Source organism: Amycolatopsis sp. NPDC104775 (genome assembly GCF_055583325.1).
Map to the genome: position 1 here is coordinate 473177 of NZ_JBVJOE010000002.1, position 16573 is coordinate 489749.

Sequence of the window (16573 nt, forward strand, 5' to 3'; positions counted from 1 at the left end):
CGCAAGGTGGAAGGGGAACCAGGAAAGGAACCGTTGTGCCGCATGCATTCGATCAGTCCTATTGGGACGAACACTGGGCCGGTGCCGCCGGGCATTCGCAGCTCGAACCGCATCCGCAGCTGGTCGAGGAAGCGGGGAAGCTCCCGCCGGGGCGAGCGCTGGACGCTGGCTGCGGCGAGGGCGCCGAGGCGGTCTGGCTCGCGGAAAACGGATGGCGGGTGACCGCGGTCGACCTGTCCGAAGCGGCGCTCCGGCAGGCTCGAGAACGGTCGAGCGAGGTCGAGTGGGTATGCGCTGACCTGCTGATATGGACGCCGAAGGGCCAGTTCGACCTGGTCGCCACGCATTACGTGCACGCCGCTGGCCCGCTGTTCGAGCGGCTCGCGGAGTGGGTCGCGCCGGGCGGGACGTTGCTGGTGGTCGGGCATCACCACGGGGAGATGCATCCGCCGGAGTCGACGATCACGGTTGACGACGTCGGACTGGACGCCGAGCAGTGGGTGATCACTGTCGCCGAGAACCGGACTCGGAAGGTTCCTGGCGGCGAATTGCACGACACGATTCTTTGCGCCCGAAGGACTTCTTCGCCTTCGGCGTAATCGGTGGCGACTCGCCGTGACGCGGCGGTCCAATGGCGTGATGGCGGCCTATGACGAAATCGCGGACTGGTACGAGCAGGAGTTCCTCCGCGCCCAGCCGGTGAACCCCGGCGCGGAGGCGCTGCGGGAGCTTCTCGGCACCGGCAGCGGCGTGTGCCTGGAGATCGGCTGCGGCACCGGTGTGCACGCGGACCTGGTGCGGGAGCTGGGCTGGACCCCGCTCGGCGTCGACCTATCCGGCGGGATGCTGTGGCACGCTCGTGCCCGGCTACCGATCGCGCAGACCGACGCCGCGCGGTTGCCCATTCGGGATCACAGCGTCGACGCGGTGGTCTCGGTGCTGGTGCACACCGACATGCCTGAATACTTCGCCGTGCTGCGCGAAGTGGCGCGGGTGCTGCGGCCGGGTGGAGTGTTCGTGCACGTCGGGGTTCATCCGTGCTTTTGCGGAGGGTTCGCCGACCGCAGCGACCCGGCCGCGGTGGTGGTCCGGCCGGGCTATCTCGACGGGCACTGGACCAAGGAGTCGTGGACCGACCAGGGCATTCGGGACAAGGTCGGCGCGACGCATTGGCCGTTGCCGGAATTGCTGAACGCATTCCTCAATACCGGGCTGACTTTCGACCGGTTCGCCGAGGCTGGGACTCCGGTCCCGATCGTGCTGGCCGTTCGCGCGGCAGCAGGCGAAGAACCGCTAGCGCACCAACGGTGAGAACCAGGATCCCGCCGCAGGCCAGCGCGAGCGCGTGCAGCGGTGAACCCGGCAGCGCGGAGTAGTAGACCGCGCCGATCAATGCGACTCCCAGTGCTCCGCCGACTTGCTGGCCGGTCGCGAGGACACCGGAGGCCATCCCGGCGTCCTCGCGGGGAACGGCGGCGAGGACATGGTTCAGCAGCGGCGGCACGAGTAGACCTTGACCTGCGCCGATAAGCGCTAGAGCGGGGACGAAGGACCAGAAATGGGCCGACAGCGCGATCAGGACGGCGTAGCCGAGCCCGGCGGTCGCCGCGCCGGTGAGCGGTGCGCGAGGCACTCGGCTGCCGAACAGGCTCATCGCGAGGAACGCGGCGGCGAACGGCAGATAGGTCAGCGCGGCGCCGAGTGGGCTGAGGCCGAAACCGTCCTGCAGGGCAAGGGAAAGCACGAGGAAGAACGAGTTGATCCCGGCGTAGGTCAGCACAACGAGACCCATGCCCAGGCGGAATCCGCGTTGCCGCAGCAGTCCCGGGCGCACCAACGGGGCGGCGACCCGGCGTTCGACCGCGGCGAAGATTCCGAGCGCGACGGTGCCGCAGGCCAGGCTGCACCAGGACCACAGCGGCCAGCCCGCTTCCCGTCCGGTGATGAGCGGCAGGACGAGCAGGGCGAGGGCGACGGTCAGCACGGCGGTGCCGCGAAGATCGAGTCGCGCGGCGCCGTTCGGCCGGGTTCGCGGCAGGAAGCGGGCGGCGAGAACGAGGGTGAGCAGTCCGATCGGGACGTTGACCCAGAAAATCGCCCGCCACGGGCTGCCGAAGAGGTTCGCGGTCACGAGTACGCCGCCCAGGAGTTGTCCGGTGACGCCGGACAGCCCGATGACCGCGCCCAGCACGGCGAACGCCCTCGGCCGTTGCGGCCCAGGCACGACGTCGTGGATCATCGCGAGTACCTGCGGGAACATCGCCGCGGCTCCGAGGCCCTGGACGAAGCGAGCGGCGACCAGCCATCCCGCGCCCGGGGCGGCGGCGCACGCGGCCGACGCCCCGGTGAACAGCACCAGCCCGGCCAGGAACACCGGTTTCCGGCCGCGGAGGTCGCCGAGCCGGGCGAACGTGATGAGTGCCACGGCGTACGCGAGCTGGTAACCGGCGAGCAGCAGTTGGAGTTCGGCCGGGGAGGCGCCGAGGTCGCTCCGGATGGCGGGGGCGGCGACGAACACGATGAACGTGTCCAGCACCGCCATGAAAACGCCGATGAGCAGGATCGCGAGCGAACGCCAGGAAACGGGGGACATGGCTTGATCGTCGGCAGCGGGCCGGACGCGGAGGTAGCGGGCGAATATGCTGGTATCCCCACTACCCGGACCGGAGAGGAACGCATGGCGTCTGTGTCGCGCCGACGCGCTCTCGCGGACTTCCTGCGTTCGCGGCGCGACCGGCTCACCCCGGCCGAGGTCGGTCTTCCGGCGGGGCCGCGCCGTCGCGCGCCGGGTTTGCGCCGGGAGGAACTCGCGCAGCTGGCCGGGGTCAGCGTCACCTGGTACACGTGGCTCGAACAGGCGCGGGACATCACCGTCAGCAGGCAGGTGCTGGCGAGTCTGGCCCGGGAACTGCGGCTTTCCGAGACGGAACGGCAGCATTTGTTCGCACTGGCCGAGGAACCGCCGGACCGCCCGCCGGAGTCCTCTCCGCAGCTGTTGCGAGGCATGGTCGACGCGCTGGACCCCAACCCGGCATACGTGCTGGACGCGCACTGGGACTTCGTGGCGTGGAACCGGGCCGAGGCCGCGCTGATCGGCGATCCGGCGCTGCTGCCCGACGCTGAACGGAACCTGCTGTGGCTGGTGTTCGCCGTGCCGCGGATTCGCACGCTGCTGGTCGATTGGCCTGGGCAGGCCCGGAATCTTCTCGCGCAGTACCGTGCCGACGCCGCGAACCGGGCCGAAGACGCGCGTGCGGCCGCGTTGGTGCGGGCGTTGCGCGAGGCCAGCCCGGAGTTCGGGGAATGGTGGGCCGCCCACGACGTCGCGCCGTTCACCGGGAACCGGCGGGTGTTCGACCATCCGCGGGCGGGCGTCCTCACCTTCGATTACGTGAAACTGTCCACTATGGACGACAGCGGCCGGAAGCTGTTCACCTGCTTGCCCGCGCCCGGCACCGCCTCGAAGCTCCCGTCGCTGCTGGCGTGAAATTCGGATGCGCGGCTTCTCGCGGCCGCCTACCCTGGCGATCGTGATACAGCACCAGTTCTACCTCTGAGGGATCACCGCCTCCACCGGTACCGCGCGCGTTCGCGGCACCGGCCCTTGTCCTTTGCTGCTATCACGTTTCATCGGAGGCATTTCCCTCATGACATCTTCGCTTTCGCCTGCGCGGGTTCGCGCGGCGCACGTCCGGCTGTCCGACGTTCACGTCTCCTTCGGCGGCCGTCCAGTGCTCGCCGGGGTCGATCTGGTCGCGGCGGCCGGCGACCGGGTCGCTGTCGTCGGCGAGAACGGGCGGGGCAAGACCACCCTGTTGCGCGTGCTCGCCGGGACTCAGCCCGCTGACCGCGGCGAGGTTCGCCGGGCGGGCACGATCGGCGTGGCCGACCAGCAGATTCCGTTGGGAGAAGAGAAAACCGTCGGCGATCTGATCGATCTCGAACTAGCCGCCGTACGCACCGCGCTGGCCAATTTGGACGCCGCGACCACCGCGCTAGCCGAAGGGCGACCCGGCGCGGACGATGCCTTCGCCGCCGCGCTCGCGGACGCCGAAGCCCTCGACGCCTGGGACGCGGACCGGCGCGTCGAGGTTTCGCTGGCCGCGCTGAACGCGGTCGACGATCGAACCCGTCCGCTGGGGACGTTGTCGGTGGGGCAGCGGCATCGGGTCCGGCTGGCGTGCCTGCTCGGCGCGGGACATTCCGTGCTGCTGCTGGACGAGCCGACCAACCACCTCGACGCGTCCGGTCTCGCGCACCTCACTGAGCGGCTGCGCGCGTACCCGGGCGTGGTCGTGCTGGTGAGCCACGACCGCGCGTTGCTCGCCGACGTCGCCACGTTTGTGCTGGACCTCGACCCGTCGAGCGACGGCCGTCCGCGCGGCTACGGCGGTGGCTACTCGGCGTATGTCGAGGCCCGGCAAGCCGAACGCGCCCGCTGGGAGGCATTGCACGCCGAGCAGCTCGCCGAACGCCAGCGGTTGGCGGACGACCTTTCCGCCGCGCAGAACCGATTGCGCGACAACTGGCGTCCGGAAAAGGGCCACGGCAAGCACACCCGCGCGACGCGTGCGCCCGGGTTGGTCCGCGCGGTGCACCGGCGGCAGGAGGAGCTGAGCGCACACGTGGTGGCTGTTCCGCCGCCACCGGCGAGGTTCGTCATGCCGGAATTGCCGCAGCACCAAGGAACTGTCGCGCTCCGGGCCGCTGGGGTGAGGGTCGCAGGACGGCTGGACCAGCCAGTCGACCTGACCCTCGGCGGCGCGGACCGGCTCGTCGTCACCGGACGGAACGGGGCTGGGAAATCGACCTTGCTGTCGGTGCTGGCCGGGGCGCTGGAGCCGACCTCGGGCTCCGTCACGCGTGCCCGATCGGTGCGGATCGGGTGGCTGGGCCAGGAATCCGACCTGCCCGCCCGGCGCACCGCGGCCGAACTGCTCGAGCAACGGTTCCCGGGCTCGGCTGACCTCGGCTTGCTCAGCGGCTACGACCGGCACCGCCCGATCGCCGAGCTGTCGACCGGCGCTCGGCGGCGGCTGGATCTGGCACTGGTTCTGGCCGCGCGTCCGCAGGTGCTCCTGCTGGACGAGCCGACCAACCACCTGTCCGCGACGCTGGTCGACGAGCTGACCGCTGCCCTGCAGTCGACTCCCGCCGCAGTGGTGGTGGCCACGCACGACCGGCAGTTGTTGCGCGACACGGCTTCTTGGCCGAGGTTGTCGCTGTAGGCCGCTCCGATGTGGCGTTGCGTGCGCGCAACGCCACATCGGGCGCTAACAACCGCGAAACATCCGCACGGCAGCCTGGGGACATGCCGCTGCTGATCGATCGCGCCGACTTCGCGAACCCGCGACTCCGGGCATTCCTGCAAGCTCACCTGGACGACCTGGCCCCGACCGCCCCGCCCGAGAGCCGCCACGCCCTCGACCTGGCCGCGCTCCAGCGTCCGGACGTCCGCCTCTGGACCGTCCAGGACGGCGAGCACATCGTCGGCACCGCAGCCCTGGCAGCGTTGGAACCTCGGCACGAGGAACTGAAAAGCATGCGCACCGACCCCGCCCGCCGTGGGGAAGGCATCGCCCGCACGCTCCTGGACCACCTGCTCCAGGACGCCAAAAACCGCGGCGTCGAACGCATCTCCCTGGAGACCGGCAGCATGGACTTCTTCGCCCCGGCCCGCGCGCTGTACCGCCGAGCGGGCTTCCTGCCGTGCGAGCCGTTCGGAAGCTACCTGGACGACCCGAACAGCACCTACCTGTCTCGCCGGATCTGAGCTGTCACAGATTTCGAGCGACCGGTGTCCATCCGCTGAAAGACCCCCGAGCGGAGGAGGACAGCATGACGACGACAGTGCTCGGCGGTGGATACGCCGGGGTCATGGCAGCGAACCGGCTCGCTGGGCGCGGCGAGGAAGTGGTGCTGGTCACGCCGAACCCGTGGTTCGTCGAGCGGATCCGGCTCCACCGGGTGGCATCCGGACTCCGCGAAGACGCCCGGCTCGCTCTCGAAACCGTGCTGAATCCCGCCGTCGAGGTCGTCCTCGGCACCGCGACGAAGATCGGCGACGACAAGGTTCAGCTCGTCTCGGGCGAAAACCTGCCCTACGACACCCTGCTCTACGCGGTCGGCTCCGGGGCCAGCACCGAAAACGGCGCCTACCGGATCGTTTCCGAGCAGGAGACCGAACGGCTCCGCGCGGCCCTCGCCGAGGCGCCGGACGCTCCGGTCACCATCGTCGGCGCGGGCCTGACCGGGGTCGAACTGGCCGGGGCTCTCCGCGAGGCCGGGCGTGCGGTCAAGCTGGTCAGCACCGCCCCTGACCGCCGCGCGATCGAGGCGCACCTGCGGTTTCTCGCCAGACAGGGCGTCGAGATCGAGATCGGCCGCCGCGTCGATCCGGCCGCGATCGAGGGGCTTGTCGTGGACACCACCGGGTTCACCGTGCCGAGTCTCGCGGCCGATTCGGGGCTGCCGGTCGACGAAATCGGCCGGTTGCTGGTGGACGAGCAGTTGACGGTTCCGGGGCGGCCGAACATTCTCGGCGCGGGCGACGCCGTCCACAGCTCTTTTCGAGCCGCGTGCGCGACGGCGTTGCCGATGGGCGCGCACGCCGCCGACGTCATCACCGAGCGCCGCCAAGGGCGTCCCGGAAGGCGTTCCGGATGGGCTACGTGCTCCAGTGCACGGATCTCGGCGGCGGGCGTGGGCGCGTCCAGTTCCTGCACCCGGACGACACCGAGCGTGCGCTCGCGATCGACGGCAGGCCAGGCGGGCTCGTCAAGGAGACAATCTGCCGGATGACCGTGCGATGGCTGACGCAGGAACGGGATCGCGCGGGCCGCTACTCGTGGCCGGCCGGTGCTTAGGCTTGACCGTCATGGATCACGGCGACGTCTTCACCGAGCATCGGTCGACGATGCTCGCCGCCGCCTTCCACATCATCGGTTCGCGGCACGACGCGGAGGACGTCGTGCAGGACGCGTGGGAGACCTGGTCCCGGGTGGATCTCGACACCGTCCGCGCTCCGCATGCGTTCCTGTCGGTGATGGTGTCGCGGCTGGCGCTCAACGCGGTCCGCGCGCAGCGGCGCCGGCGCGAGGACTACCCCGGCCCCTGGCTGCCGGATCCGGTGGTGGAAGGGGATTCTCCGGAGTGGGAGGTGCTGCATCGCGACGGTTTGGGCCAGGCGCTCGACTTCGTGCTGAGCACGCTGACCCCGGAGCAGGCGGCGGCCTATGTCCTGCGCAAGGTGCTCGACGTCGACTACCCCTCCGTCGCCGAGGTGCTGGAGACGACACCCGCGGCGGCCCGTCAGCTCGTCTCGCGGGCGCAACGCGCGGTGACGTCGGCGATCGGCGATTCCTTGTCGGATCAGGGAAATCGCGACGCCGAGGCGCTGGCGAAGCTCGCCGACGCGGTGCTGTCCGGCGAAATCGGCAAGGTCGCCGCGCTGATCGCGCCGGACGCGGTCCTGTACTCCGACGGCGGCGGCAAGGTGCTGGCCGCCCGCAAACCGTTGTCCGGCCCGGACCGGATCGCGCGGTTCCTCGTGGGAATCTCCACGATGGAAGAGGTGACCATCGTGCCCGCGATCATCAACGGCAGCGCTGGCGCGGTTTTCCTGCGGGACGGCAAGCCGACTATGACGGCCACCGTGCGAGCCGGCGCGGAAGGCGTGTCGACGCTGTGCTTCGTGCGCAACCCCGACAAGCTGACCGGCATCAGTCTCGCCTAGCGATCCCGTCGTACATCATCCGCCGCACGGCCTCGCTCAGCCGGCGTTGTTCGTCGGGATCCGGGTTGCGCAGCGAGGCGATCGCCGAAGCCAGGATCATGCCGTTGATCGCCCGCGCGCTGTTCTCGATGTCGAGATCCGCGCGCAGGTACCCGAGTTCCACGCCGTGTGACAGGTACGCGGCGGTCAGCTCAGTGGCCAGTTCGAAGAAGTCCAGCACCCGGGCCGCCATCGCTTTGTCGATACCGGCGGCCTCGAACAGCAACAGCCGGGGGACGCGGGGGTCCTCGCCGAAGATCTGCGCCAGTGCGTCGCCGATCCGGGCGGTCTGTTCGCGGTAGGCGGCCAGAGTAGACACCGCGTCCGGCGCGTTCTCCGCGGTGAGCGCGGTGACGATGCGGGCGACCAGGTCGTCGATGACGTGGTCGACGATGTCGCGCTTGTTCTGGAAGTAGCGGTAGAAGGTGCCGTGCCCGATGCCGAGCTTCGCGGCGATGTCGGAGATGCCGGTGGCGTGGTAGCCGAGGTCGGCGAAGCAGTCGAAGGCGGCGTCGATGATCTCGCGGCGCAGTTCCTGCTTCTTGCGCTCGGCGCGGGTGAGGCGGGCGCTCTCCTGGGACTCGGCTGTCACGCACTGCAGTGTATTGCCAAGCCCGGCGGAGTGACATACCGTTCCGTTACTGACAAGTAGTTCCGGACGGAGGGGTCGGACATGGACGCCCACTACGACGCAGTCATCGTCGGCGCCGGCTTCGGCGGCATGGGAGCGGCCATCCAGCTCTGCCGCCTCGGCTATCGCGACCTGCTGATTCTCGACCGCGAGGACGACCTCGGCGGGACCTGGCACGTCAACCGGTACCCGGGGCTGGCCGTCGACATCCCGTCGTCCACCTACTCCTACTCGTTCGAACCCAATCCGTACTGGTCGCGGCTGTTCGCGCCGGGTGCGGAACTGAAAAAGTACGCCGAGCACGTCGCGGACAAGTACGGCCTGCGCGCCTCGATGCGCTTCGGCACGGTGGTGACCGGTGCGACCTGGGAGGGCTCCGGCTGGCGGGTCAGCATCGAAGGCGGCGAGACGGTCACCGCGAAATACCTGCTCACCGCCACTGGCTTCCTCTCGCAGCCGAAGATGCCGGACATCGAAGGCATCGACCGGTTCGCTGGCAAGGTCATCCACACCACCGCGTGGGACGACAGCTACGACCTGACTGGCAAACGCGCCGCGGTGATCGGTACCGGTGCGACGGCCGTCCAGCTCATCCCGGAGATCGCCAAGGTCGCCGCGGAACTGACCGTCTACCAGCGCACGCCGATCTGGGTCAGCCCGAAACCGGACTACGCGGTGCCCAAGGCACTGCAGCAGGCGTTCGCCCGGCTGCCGCTGGTGCAGCGCGCGGTGCGGCTGGCGGGCAGTTCGGTGCTGGAGCTGATGATGATCTCCGGCGTCGTGCAGTACAAGCAGTTCCGCGGAGCCAACCGGATCGCCGAACGCTGGTGCCGCGCGCATCTGCACCGCCAGGTCCGCGACCCGGAACTGCGCCGCAAGCTCACCCCGGACTACTCCTTCGGCTGCAAGCGGCCGACGTTCTCCAACGACTACTTCCCGGCCTTCACCCGGCCGCACGTGCACCTCGAAACCACCAGCATCGAGCGGATCGACGAGACCGGGATCGTGACCGCCGACGGCAAGCGCACCGAAATCGACACGCTCGTGCTGGCCACCGGCTTCAATTTGTGGGACACGAATTTCCCGGCGTTCGAGATCATCGGCCGCGACGGCAAGAACCTCGGGAAGTGGTGGCGCGACAACCGGTTCCAGGCGTACGAGGGCGTGACCGTGCCCGGCTTCCCGAACCTGATTTCGCTCAACAGCCCGTATTCTTACAGCGGCCTGTCGTACTTCACGACCATCGAATGCCAGATGAAGCACCTCGACCGGCTGTTCAGGGGGATGCGCGCCCGCGGGGCGGACGTGTTCGAGGTGACCCAGCGGGCGAACGACGAGTTCCTCGGCCGGATGAAACACAAGGTCGGCCACTCGGTGTTCGCGCTCGGTCAGTGCGCGACCGCCAACAGCTACTACTTCAACCAGCACGGCGAGGCCACGCTGCTGCGGCCGACGTCCACGATCAGCGCGCACCGGGAGGCGGCGCGGTTCCCGCTGGAGGATTACAGCTTCGCCTGAGCTGTGGGTGAGATGCGCCCGCCAGGGAACCTATGGCCCGCGCGCGGCGTCGAGAGTGGCGTGAAGACTGAGCAAGACGCCATGGCCCGCCTCCGTGCGCAGGCGGAGCCCGTCCTCGGCAAGGACGCGGCGACGCGGATCCGTGCGTTCGAGAACGGCGAGCTGTACGTCGAGGCGCGCACCGCTTCGACGCTCTGGGCCTGGTTGGTCGACTTCCTCCTGGTCACCGGGCTGTCGGCGGCCGCGGCGATGGCGTACTACTTCAAGTCGGGCGCCTTCGACGCCGCGGTCGGGGCGAGCGTGATCGGGGTGGCGGGGCTGATCGTGGTGCCGCTGCTGTACGGCTGGTTCTACGGCAACGGCCGTGGTCTCGGCGCGTTGTGCAACGGGATCCGCTTGGTCCGGCTCCGCGACGGCGGCCGGATCGGGCTCGGCAAGGCGGGCTGGGCGATGCTGATCCGCACGCTCGGCTTCGTGGTCCTCGCGCTCGGCGTGCTCAACGGAGACACCACCGTGGTGAACGGGGTGCGCACGAGCATCGACATCCGCGAAACCGACCAGCTCCGCGCGGCCGGTTTCCTCCGGAAGCCATGAGCGGGTTCCAGGTTCGCGCGGTCGCGGACACTCCCGAGCAACGGCTGCGCGACTACACCGCGCGGCTCCAGGCGATCGTGACCACGCGGCGGGTGTACCGGGTGATGACGGTCAGCCTCGCCGGGCTCTTCGGTGTCAGCGGGCTTCTGGTCGGCGTGCTGGCCCATTCCGCCGCGGGCGGGTACAGCCTGGCGGGCGGTGGCGTCTTCTTCGCGGTGCTGTGGCTTGGCGGAACCTTGATGTGGCGGGGCAAGCCCGCGACTGAGCGCGCGTTGCACCCGAATTCGCGGCCGCTTCCTGGGCGTACGCCGGGCAACGTGCGTGGGGCTTTCTTTGCCGCGGCGGGAATGGGTGCCTTGGCCGCTGTCTTATGTGGACTGTCCTTTATGTCTTCACCAGTGTCGGGCGCAGAGCTGAAACTGGCGATCATTGGGCTCGGCACCTTCGTGGTCTTCGCCGTTTTGTTCGTCCCGCCGGGATATGTCTACGCCCAGTCCGACCAGTACTTCGCGAAATGGCTCAACCGCAATCGCGCGGCCTACGAGGCAGCAGCGAGGCGGCTTTAAGGCGTACGACGGCGCAGTGTCGCCGCACCGAGACCCAGCGCCAGCACCGCGCAACCCAGCACGATGAGAATGTTGCGGACCAACGACGTTGTCCACTCCGCACTGTGGGTCACCTGGGTGAGCGCTTCGACGGCGTAGGACAGCGGCATCACGTCCGAGAGCCAGTGCAGCACCCAGCCCATCTGGTCGCGCGGCTGGAAGAGCCCGCACAGCAACGTTTGCGGCAGCACGAACAGCGGCATGAACTGCACAGCCTGGAACTCGCTGGTCGCGAACGCGCTCACGAACAGGCCCAGAGCCATGCCGAGCAACGCGTCGAGCACGGTGATCAGCAGCAGCGACCACACCGAACCGGCCACCGTCAGCCCGAGCCACCACAGGCTGACCGCCGTCGCCACCGCCACCTGCAGCACCGCGACCAGCCCGAACGCCAGCGCGTACCCGGCGAGCAGATCGAACTTCCCGAGCGGCATCGTCATCAGCCGTTCCAGGGTGCCCGCGGTGCGCTCGCGCAGGGTGGTGATCGAGGCGATCAGGAACATGATCACGAACGGGAACACGCCGAGCAGCGCGGGCGCGATCCGGCTGAACACCTCGGCCGAGTTGAACACGAAGCGCAGCAACAGCATCAGCAGGGTCGGCACGAGGATCAGCATCACGACGGTGCGCGGATCGTGCCGCAGCTGGGCGAGGATGCGGCGAGTAGTGGCGAGAGTGATCATCGCTGGGCCTTCACCAGGTGGAGGAACGCGCGTTCGAGGTCTTGTTCGCCGGTGGCCGCGCGCAGGGCGTCCGGCGAATCGTCGGCGAGCAGCACGCCGTCGCGCATCAGCAGCAGCCGGGTGCAGCGGGCGGCCTCGTCCATGACGTGGCTGGACACCAGAAGCGTGGTGCCGTCCGCGGCGAGCTGATGGAAAACGTTCCACAAATGCTCGCGCAGCAACGGATCCAGGCCGACGGTCGGCTCGTCGAGCACGAGCAGTTCGGGGTGGCCGAGCAGCGCGACGGCGAGGCTGGCCCGGCTCCGCTGGCCGCCGGAGAGCCTGCCGACCAGCGCGTCGGCGTGCGAACCGAGGCCGACCTGCTCGATCGCGTCCTTGATCGACCGGGACGGTGCGCCCAGCACGGAAGCGAAATACCGCAGGGCTTCGGTGACCGTGAGGTCGGCGTAGACCGCAGGCGCCTGCGTGGCGTACCCGATCCGTTTGCGCAGGCGACGGCTTCCGGCCGGTTCTCCGAGCACTGTGACCGAACCGCCGTGGGTCACCTGCACCCCGACGACGGCGCGCATCAGCGTGGTTTTCCCGCAGCCGCTCGGCCCGAGCAGCCCGGTGACCGAACCCGGCTCGACGCGAAAGCTCACGTCGCGCAGCACTTCCCGGCCACCGCGGACGACCCGCAGGCCGTCGATGACCACCGCGGAATTAGTCATGTGTTTAATTCTGCGCGCGCGGAATTTCCCTGTCAAGCAGAAGTGCAGGTCAGGCCCGGTCGACGTAGTGCTGCACGGCCGGAGCGATCAATGCGACGACGTCCTCGTGCCGCGCGCTGGCGAGGGGTTCCACCTGGACGACGTAGCGGACCATGGCGAGCCCGACGAGCTGGGCGGCGATGCCGGTGACGCGCAGCGGCGGGAGGTCGAGGGCATCGGCGATCTTGTTCAGCAGCGCGCCCTCGATGAAGCCGCGCAGCATGTCCGCGGCCTGTTCGGTGGTGGACACCGAACGCAGCACGCCGAAGAACGCGTCGCGCGAGCCCGGGTTTTCCCAGAGCGTCAGGAACAGCCGCACGAGCCGTTCGCCGACCTCCGCGTGCGGGCCGTCGAGGACCGCGGAAACGACGACGCCGGGGTCGGCCGGAAGGTGCAGCGCGGTCGCGAAAACCTGGTCCTTGCTGCCGAAGAAATGGTGCACGAGCGCGGGATTCACGCCCGCCTCGGCGGCGATCGCGCGGATCGTCGCGCCCTCGTACCCGTTCCGGCCGAACAGGTCCCGCGCGGCGGCCAGAATGGCCTCCCGTGTTTCGGTCTGCCCGGGGCGGCGTCCCGTCCGTGCCATCGGAGTCCTTTCGTCCGTTCCAGTATCGCGGGAGCACGGGCGAAATCGGGGAGGACCGGCGGTCGGCCGAGCCGAGCTGCTGTGGGTGTCGGCGCGGCGCGATTCGAGGCAGGCACCGCGCGAGAGCGGCGGGCGCGGCCGTTCAGATGATGCCGGTCCGCAGCGCGTAGGCGACGGCGTGCGAGCGGTTCCGCAGATCGAACCGCACCAGCAGGGTGCTGATGATGTTCTTGATCGTGCGCTCCGAATACGCCATCCGATCGGCGATTTCGATCGTGCCGAAGCCGTCCGCGAGCAGCCCGAGGATTTCCACCTCGCGGCTCTGCAGCCGGTGCCGGTCGAGCAGGCCCCGGGGATAGCCTGCCTCGCCCTCGCTGGCGTGGAACTCGTCCGCCAGCCTTGCCGCGCGGACCTTCTCCGGTTCGCCGGCGGGCACCCGGGCGGCCAGCGCGTCCAGGATCTTCGCGCGCGTCGCGGAACCGCGGTACAGCACCGCGGACAGGCCGAAACCGCCGAGCCTGCTCAGTTCGGCCTTCTCGATCCGCTCCGCGACCAGCACCGCGCGGACGTCCGGATCGAGCGCGCCCCGGCGGATCCGCGCCAGGTCGAGCAGGGTTTTCTCGCCGACCTCCGGCACGATCACGAGCAGGACGTCCGCGCGCGGCGCCTCGGCGGGAGCCAGCACGGCGTAGCGATGCGCGCCGCGCAGGTAGGTGGCGGCTCCCTCGCCGCTGATCGGGTCGTTGGCGATGATCGCCACTCGTTGGGGCAATGCGCTCATGTCAGCTCACAGACCAGTCGTTCCCGGCGGCCGCGCCGCATCCTCCGCCGCCGAGGATCCGTGGTTCGGCGCGCGGGTGCTGCCGGGCGCGGCAGCTCAGCGCCAGTTAAGAACCTAATCGAACGTTAGTACATGTAACCCTAGTTGAACCATAGCACTAGACGGCAGTCCAGTGGTGGTTATTGCCCGCACGACCGGGTGGCGTTCACGGAGCCGGTCGTGCGGGGCAGACATTCCGGGACCGGTCCCGCGAACGCGGCGCTAGCTTGGCCGCCTTCCAGCGAAGGAGGCGGGGGCCGGTGGCGGAGCGAACGGTCGTGCGGGGCAGGCGGATGCCAGCGGGTGTGGCGCTCGCGATCGGGTTCGCGCTGCTGGTGGCCGTACGCGAAACGGTGTTCCTGCTCTGGCCGCCCACCGTCCAGCTAGGCCGCTGGGACCAGGCTGACGTGCTGTCGTTGATCGCCGGGTACGTGCCCGCGGACGACGGCACCTTGTCCGCGAGCATGCTCGGCGGTCTGGTCAGCCAGGTCCTCTGCGGAGTGTGCTGTCTCGCCGGTGCGATGCTGCTGGCGCTGCGCAACCCGCTCGGCCGGACGCTGGTGCTCGCCGGCGCGGGCAGCAGGCTGCTGGTCGTCGCGATCGCCGCCGTTGTCGCGTTCGTTCCAGTCGACGGGGTCCGGGTGTTTGATCTGGAAGGCGTCGACGGAGCGGCATTCGTGTCGTTCTTCTTGCTCGACGCCGATTGGGTGTTTCCATTGCTGGTGTGCGTTTTCGGCACCGGCCGGCGCGCGAAAACCTGGGTGCGGACTGGGTAGGTCCGGAGCTTTTCCAGGCGGGTCGGGAACTCTATGCTGAACGGCACGTCGCCGTCAGGAAACCGTCGCCATGCGTAACGGAGAAACCAGGGCTGTACTGGAACGACTGCTGCCCCGGGTGCTGACCGGAGTGCGCACCGAACTGAACGCCACGATGGCAGTGCACGGGCCGGGTGCGCTCGCGCTGATTCCGCGCTCGGTCGAACTCATCCGGTTCGGCGCGGATCTCGCCTTCGACTGCGCGCGGGCGGAGCGGATCATCGAGTCGGAAATCCTTTCCCCGTACGAAAAATTCGGGCAGGCCGTGGCCGACGGCGGGTTTTCCGCGGAATCGCTGCGGCTGGGTGTCACGACGAGCTACACCGCCGCGATGCGGATCGCCCTCGCCGAAGCGTCGGTGAGCGACCGGGCGACCTTGATGCCGCTGGTCCGGTGGTCGGCTCTGCTGGGTCCGCTGGTCGAGGACACCGAGCTGGGCGCGTTCTTCGACTGGCATCGGCAACGGGCGGAAACCGGCCGCTACCGCGAGCAGGTGATCCGCAGCCTGCTGAGCGGTTCGGCCGCCGGGGTGGGCACGCGGGCTCCGGCTCACCTGATCGCCTTGGTGTCGCCCGTGGGATCGCGCGGCGACCGCAAGACCCAGCTTCTCCGGCTTGAACAGGATTTGCTCGAAAGCGGCGCGTTGGCGGTGGCGCGCAAGCAGTTTGTCCTCCTGCTGCATCCGCTTCCCGCGTTCGACGGGCCAAGCGTGCGGGTGCCGGAACATTCGCTGGTCCCGGCCCTCGGCGCGCTGGGGCCAGGCGTCCAGGTGGCACTGGCCAAAGGACGCACTCCGGAGCTTCCCGGCGCCTTCCGGGAAGCGGTGACGGTTTGGCGGCTGGTGCGCAGCCGCGGTTATCCGGCCGGGTTTTACGACCTGTCGCATGTGCTGGCCGACCGGCTGGTGTCGGGTGATCCAGACACCGCGACGCGGTTGCGAGGTCTTCTCGCGCCGCTGGCCGATTCGCCGGTGCTGCTGGACACCTTGCGCGGCTGGCTGCTCGGAAACGCTGACCGGCGGCGGGTGGCTGCCGAGCTCCACGTCCATCCGAACACTCTCGACCGCAGGCTCCGGCAGATCGAGCAGCGCACGGGGTTGTCGGTGAGCGGTTACCACGATCTGCATGTGCTGCACCTGGCTCTCGCCGCGCTTTCCGTGCGCCAGTGACGTCGAGTGCCGCGGCCGTCGGCACTCGACGTCCCGGTCTTCCGGTCAGGGCCGGAAGAAACCGCTGGCGTAATTGCAGGTCACCTGCACGGAATTGTTTCGGGTGCAGTTCCCTCCCGCCGAACCGCCGATGGTCACGACACCGCCGGTGCGGTTGGCGATCGTGGCGGTGGCCAGCACTTCCACCGCGATGCCCTTGGGCACTGACACCGATTTATTGCCGGGTGAGGTGGTGAACAGCAATTGGGTGAACGAACTGGGATTGGTGCCGAAAGCCAACGTGCCGAACCCGGTCGTCAACCGGGAGGACAGGGAGATCTGCGCCGGAGCGGAACAAAAGACGCCGAGCGACCAGAACACGTTCGGCGGGGAACCGGGGAATTCGGAGAAATGCACCTGCAGCGGACCGGAATTGCACGTCACCGAAGTGGCCGCCGGTCTGGGCGAGGCTGTCGCGGCGGTCTGGCCGGTCAGGGCCAGTGCCGCGGACAAACCTAGTGCCGCGCCTGCCAGCCGGCCGGGGGAATTCGCCATTGCCGCACCTCCAGAACATAGAGGAAACCGTTGCGGCCAGCGTAGAAAGGCGCTCGCGTGGGGTCACGGTGACGGAAACACCCAGCCGCCGGGGAT

General features: G+C 69.1%; 19 protein-coding genes. 12 read left to right on the plus strand and 7 right to left on the minus strand.

The features are described 5' to 3' along the window. The first annotated feature begins 35 nt into the window (after positions 1 to 35). Positions 36 to 599 (plus strand): class I SAM-dependent methyltransferase, encoded by a 564-nt coding sequence (locus tag ACZ63D_RS11000; RefSeq protein ID WP_465354108.1) that lies wholly within the window; start codon positions 36 to 38, stop codon positions 597 to 599. 40 nt (positions 600 to 639) lie between these two features. Continuing rightward, positions 640 to 1311 (plus strand): class I SAM-dependent methyltransferase, encoded by a 672-nt coding sequence (locus ACZ63D_RS11005; protein ID WP_465354109.1) that lies wholly within the window; start codon positions 640 to 642, stop codon positions 1309 to 1311. Here ACZ63D_RS11005 and ACZ63D_RS11010 read toward each other — a convergent pair. Beyond that, positions 1202 to 2593, minus strand: coding sequence for an MFS transporter (locus ACZ63D_RS11010; RefSeq protein ID WP_465354110.1), 1392 nt, complete (start codon positions 2591 to 2593; stop codon positions 1202 to 1204). The two genes, ACZ63D_RS11005 and ACZ63D_RS11010, sit on opposite strands and share 110 nt — an antisense overlap. An 84-nt stretch (positions 2594 to 2677) precedes the next feature. Here ACZ63D_RS11010 and ACZ63D_RS11015 point away from each other — a divergent pair, with 84 nt between their 5' ends. From ACZ63D_RS11015 to ACZ63D_RS11035, 5 genes are all read left to right on the plus strand, one after another. Then, entirely contained in the window at positions 2678 to 3487 is an 810-nt protein-coding gene (locus tag ACZ63D_RS11015; RefSeq protein WP_465354111.1) for a helix-turn-helix transcriptional regulator, read from the plus strand. Positions 3488 to 3647: 160 nt separating this feature from the next. Continuing rightward, a complete protein-coding gene (locus tag ACZ63D_RS11020) occupies positions 3648 to 5228 on the plus strand; it encodes an ABC-F family ATP-binding cassette domain-containing protein (RefSeq protein WP_465354112.1) in 1581 nt (526 codons plus the stop codon). 83 nt (positions 5229 to 5311) lie between these two features. Beyond that, positions 5312 to 5773 carry a GNAT family N-acetyltransferase gene (locus ACZ63D_RS11025; RefSeq protein ID WP_465354113.1) on the plus strand — a complete coding sequence of 154 codons (462 nt, stop codon included), beginning with the start codon at positions 5312 to 5314 and terminating at the stop codon, positions 5771 to 5773. Between the two features lie 65 nt (positions 5774 to 5838). Further along, positions 5839 to 6801 (plus strand): NAD(P)/FAD-dependent oxidoreductase, encoded by a 963-nt coding sequence (locus tag ACZ63D_RS11030; protein ID WP_465354114.1) that lies wholly within the window; start codon positions 5839 to 5841, stop codon positions 6799 to 6801. A gap of 76 nt (positions 6802 to 6877) precedes the next feature. Then, complete coding sequence (locus tag ACZ63D_RS11035; RefSeq protein ID WP_465354115.1) at positions 6878 to 7735, plus strand: sigma factor; 858 nt, start codon at positions 6878 to 6880, stop codon at positions 7733 to 7735. On the opposite strand, the gene ACZ63D_RS11040 is transcribed toward ACZ63D_RS11035, so the two are convergent. Continuing rightward, positions 7722 to 8366, minus strand: coding sequence for a TetR/AcrR family transcriptional regulator (locus ACZ63D_RS11040; protein WP_465354116.1), 645 nt, complete (start codon positions 8364 to 8366; stop codon positions 7722 to 7724). The genes ACZ63D_RS11035 and ACZ63D_RS11040 overlap by 14 nt on opposite strands. An 81-nt stretch (positions 8367 to 8447) precedes the next feature. On the opposite strand from ACZ63D_RS11040, the gene ACZ63D_RS11045 reads away from it, so the two are divergent. Genes ACZ63D_RS11045 through ACZ63D_RS11055 form a run of 3 tightly spaced genes read left to right on the plus strand, consistent with a single transcriptional unit; the run spans position 8448 to position 11083 of the window. After that, entirely contained in the window at positions 8448 to 9923 is a 1476-nt protein-coding gene (locus tag ACZ63D_RS11045; RefSeq protein WP_465354117.1) for a flavin-containing monooxygenase, read from the plus strand. A gap of 60 nt (positions 9924 to 9983) precedes the next feature. Then, on the plus strand, positions 9984 to 10517 hold the full coding sequence (locus ACZ63D_RS11050) for an RDD family protein (RefSeq protein ID WP_465354118.1): 534 nt from the start codon (positions 9984 to 9986) through the stop codon (positions 10515 to 10517). Then, positions 10514 to 11083 carry a hypothetical protein gene (locus ACZ63D_RS11055; RefSeq protein ID WP_465354119.1) on the plus strand — a complete coding sequence of 190 codons (570 nt, stop codon included), beginning with the start codon at positions 10514 to 10516 and terminating at the stop codon, positions 11081 to 11083. Before ACZ63D_RS11050 ends, ACZ63D_RS11055 begins: the two co-directional genes overlap by 4 nt. Here ACZ63D_RS11055 and ACZ63D_RS11060 read toward each other — a convergent pair. The 4 genes from ACZ63D_RS11060 to ACZ63D_RS11075 form a co-directional block, all read right to left on the minus strand. Next, positions 11080 to 11805, minus strand: coding sequence for an ABC transporter permease (locus ACZ63D_RS11060; protein ID WP_465354120.1), 726 nt, complete (start codon positions 11803 to 11805; stop codon positions 11080 to 11082). The two genes, ACZ63D_RS11055 and ACZ63D_RS11060, sit on opposite strands and share 4 nt — an antisense overlap. Continuing rightward, positions 11802 to 12515, minus strand: coding sequence for an ABC transporter ATP-binding protein (locus ACZ63D_RS11065; RefSeq protein WP_465354121.1), 714 nt, complete (start codon positions 12513 to 12515; stop codon positions 11802 to 11804). Before ACZ63D_RS11065 ends, ACZ63D_RS11060 begins: the two co-directional genes overlap by 4 nt. Positions 12516 to 12564: 49 nt before the next feature. Beyond that, a complete protein-coding gene (locus tag ACZ63D_RS11070; protein ID WP_465354122.1) occupies positions 12565 to 13140 on the minus strand; it encodes a TetR/AcrR family transcriptional regulator in 576 nt (191 codons plus the stop codon). A gap of 142 nt (positions 13141 to 13282) precedes the next feature. After that, positions 13283 to 13921 carry a helix-turn-helix transcriptional regulator gene (locus tag ACZ63D_RS11075; RefSeq protein ID WP_465354123.1) on the minus strand — a complete coding sequence of 213 codons (639 nt, stop codon included), beginning with the start codon at positions 13919 to 13921 and terminating at the stop codon, positions 13283 to 13285. Positions 13922 to 14220: 299 nt separating this feature from the next. Between ACZ63D_RS11075 and ACZ63D_RS11080 the strand changes: the two genes are divergently transcribed. Together ACZ63D_RS11080 and ACZ63D_RS11085 are read left to right on the plus strand one after the other, a co-directional pair. Beyond that, the gene (locus ACZ63D_RS11080) at positions 14221 to 14736 is read left to right on the plus strand and encodes a hypothetical protein (RefSeq protein WP_465354124.1); all 516 of its coding nucleotides are present in this window, start codon (positions 14221 to 14223) and stop codon (positions 14734 to 14736) included. A 70-nt stretch (positions 14737 to 14806) separates the two neighbouring features. Beyond that, positions 14807 to 15943 (plus strand): PucR family transcriptional regulator, encoded by a 1137-nt coding sequence (locus tag ACZ63D_RS11085; RefSeq protein ID WP_465354125.1) that lies wholly within the window; start codon positions 14807 to 14809, stop codon positions 15941 to 15943. Between the two features lie 45 nt (positions 15944 to 15988). Here the strand turns inward: ACZ63D_RS11085 and ACZ63D_RS11090 are convergent, their stop codons facing one another. Further along, positions 15989 to 16477, minus strand: a complete 489-nt coding sequence (locus tag ACZ63D_RS11090) for a hypothetical protein (RefSeq protein ID WP_465354126.1) — start codon at positions 16475 to 16477, stop codon at positions 15989 to 15991. Positions 16478 to 16573: the final 96 nt, after the last annotated feature.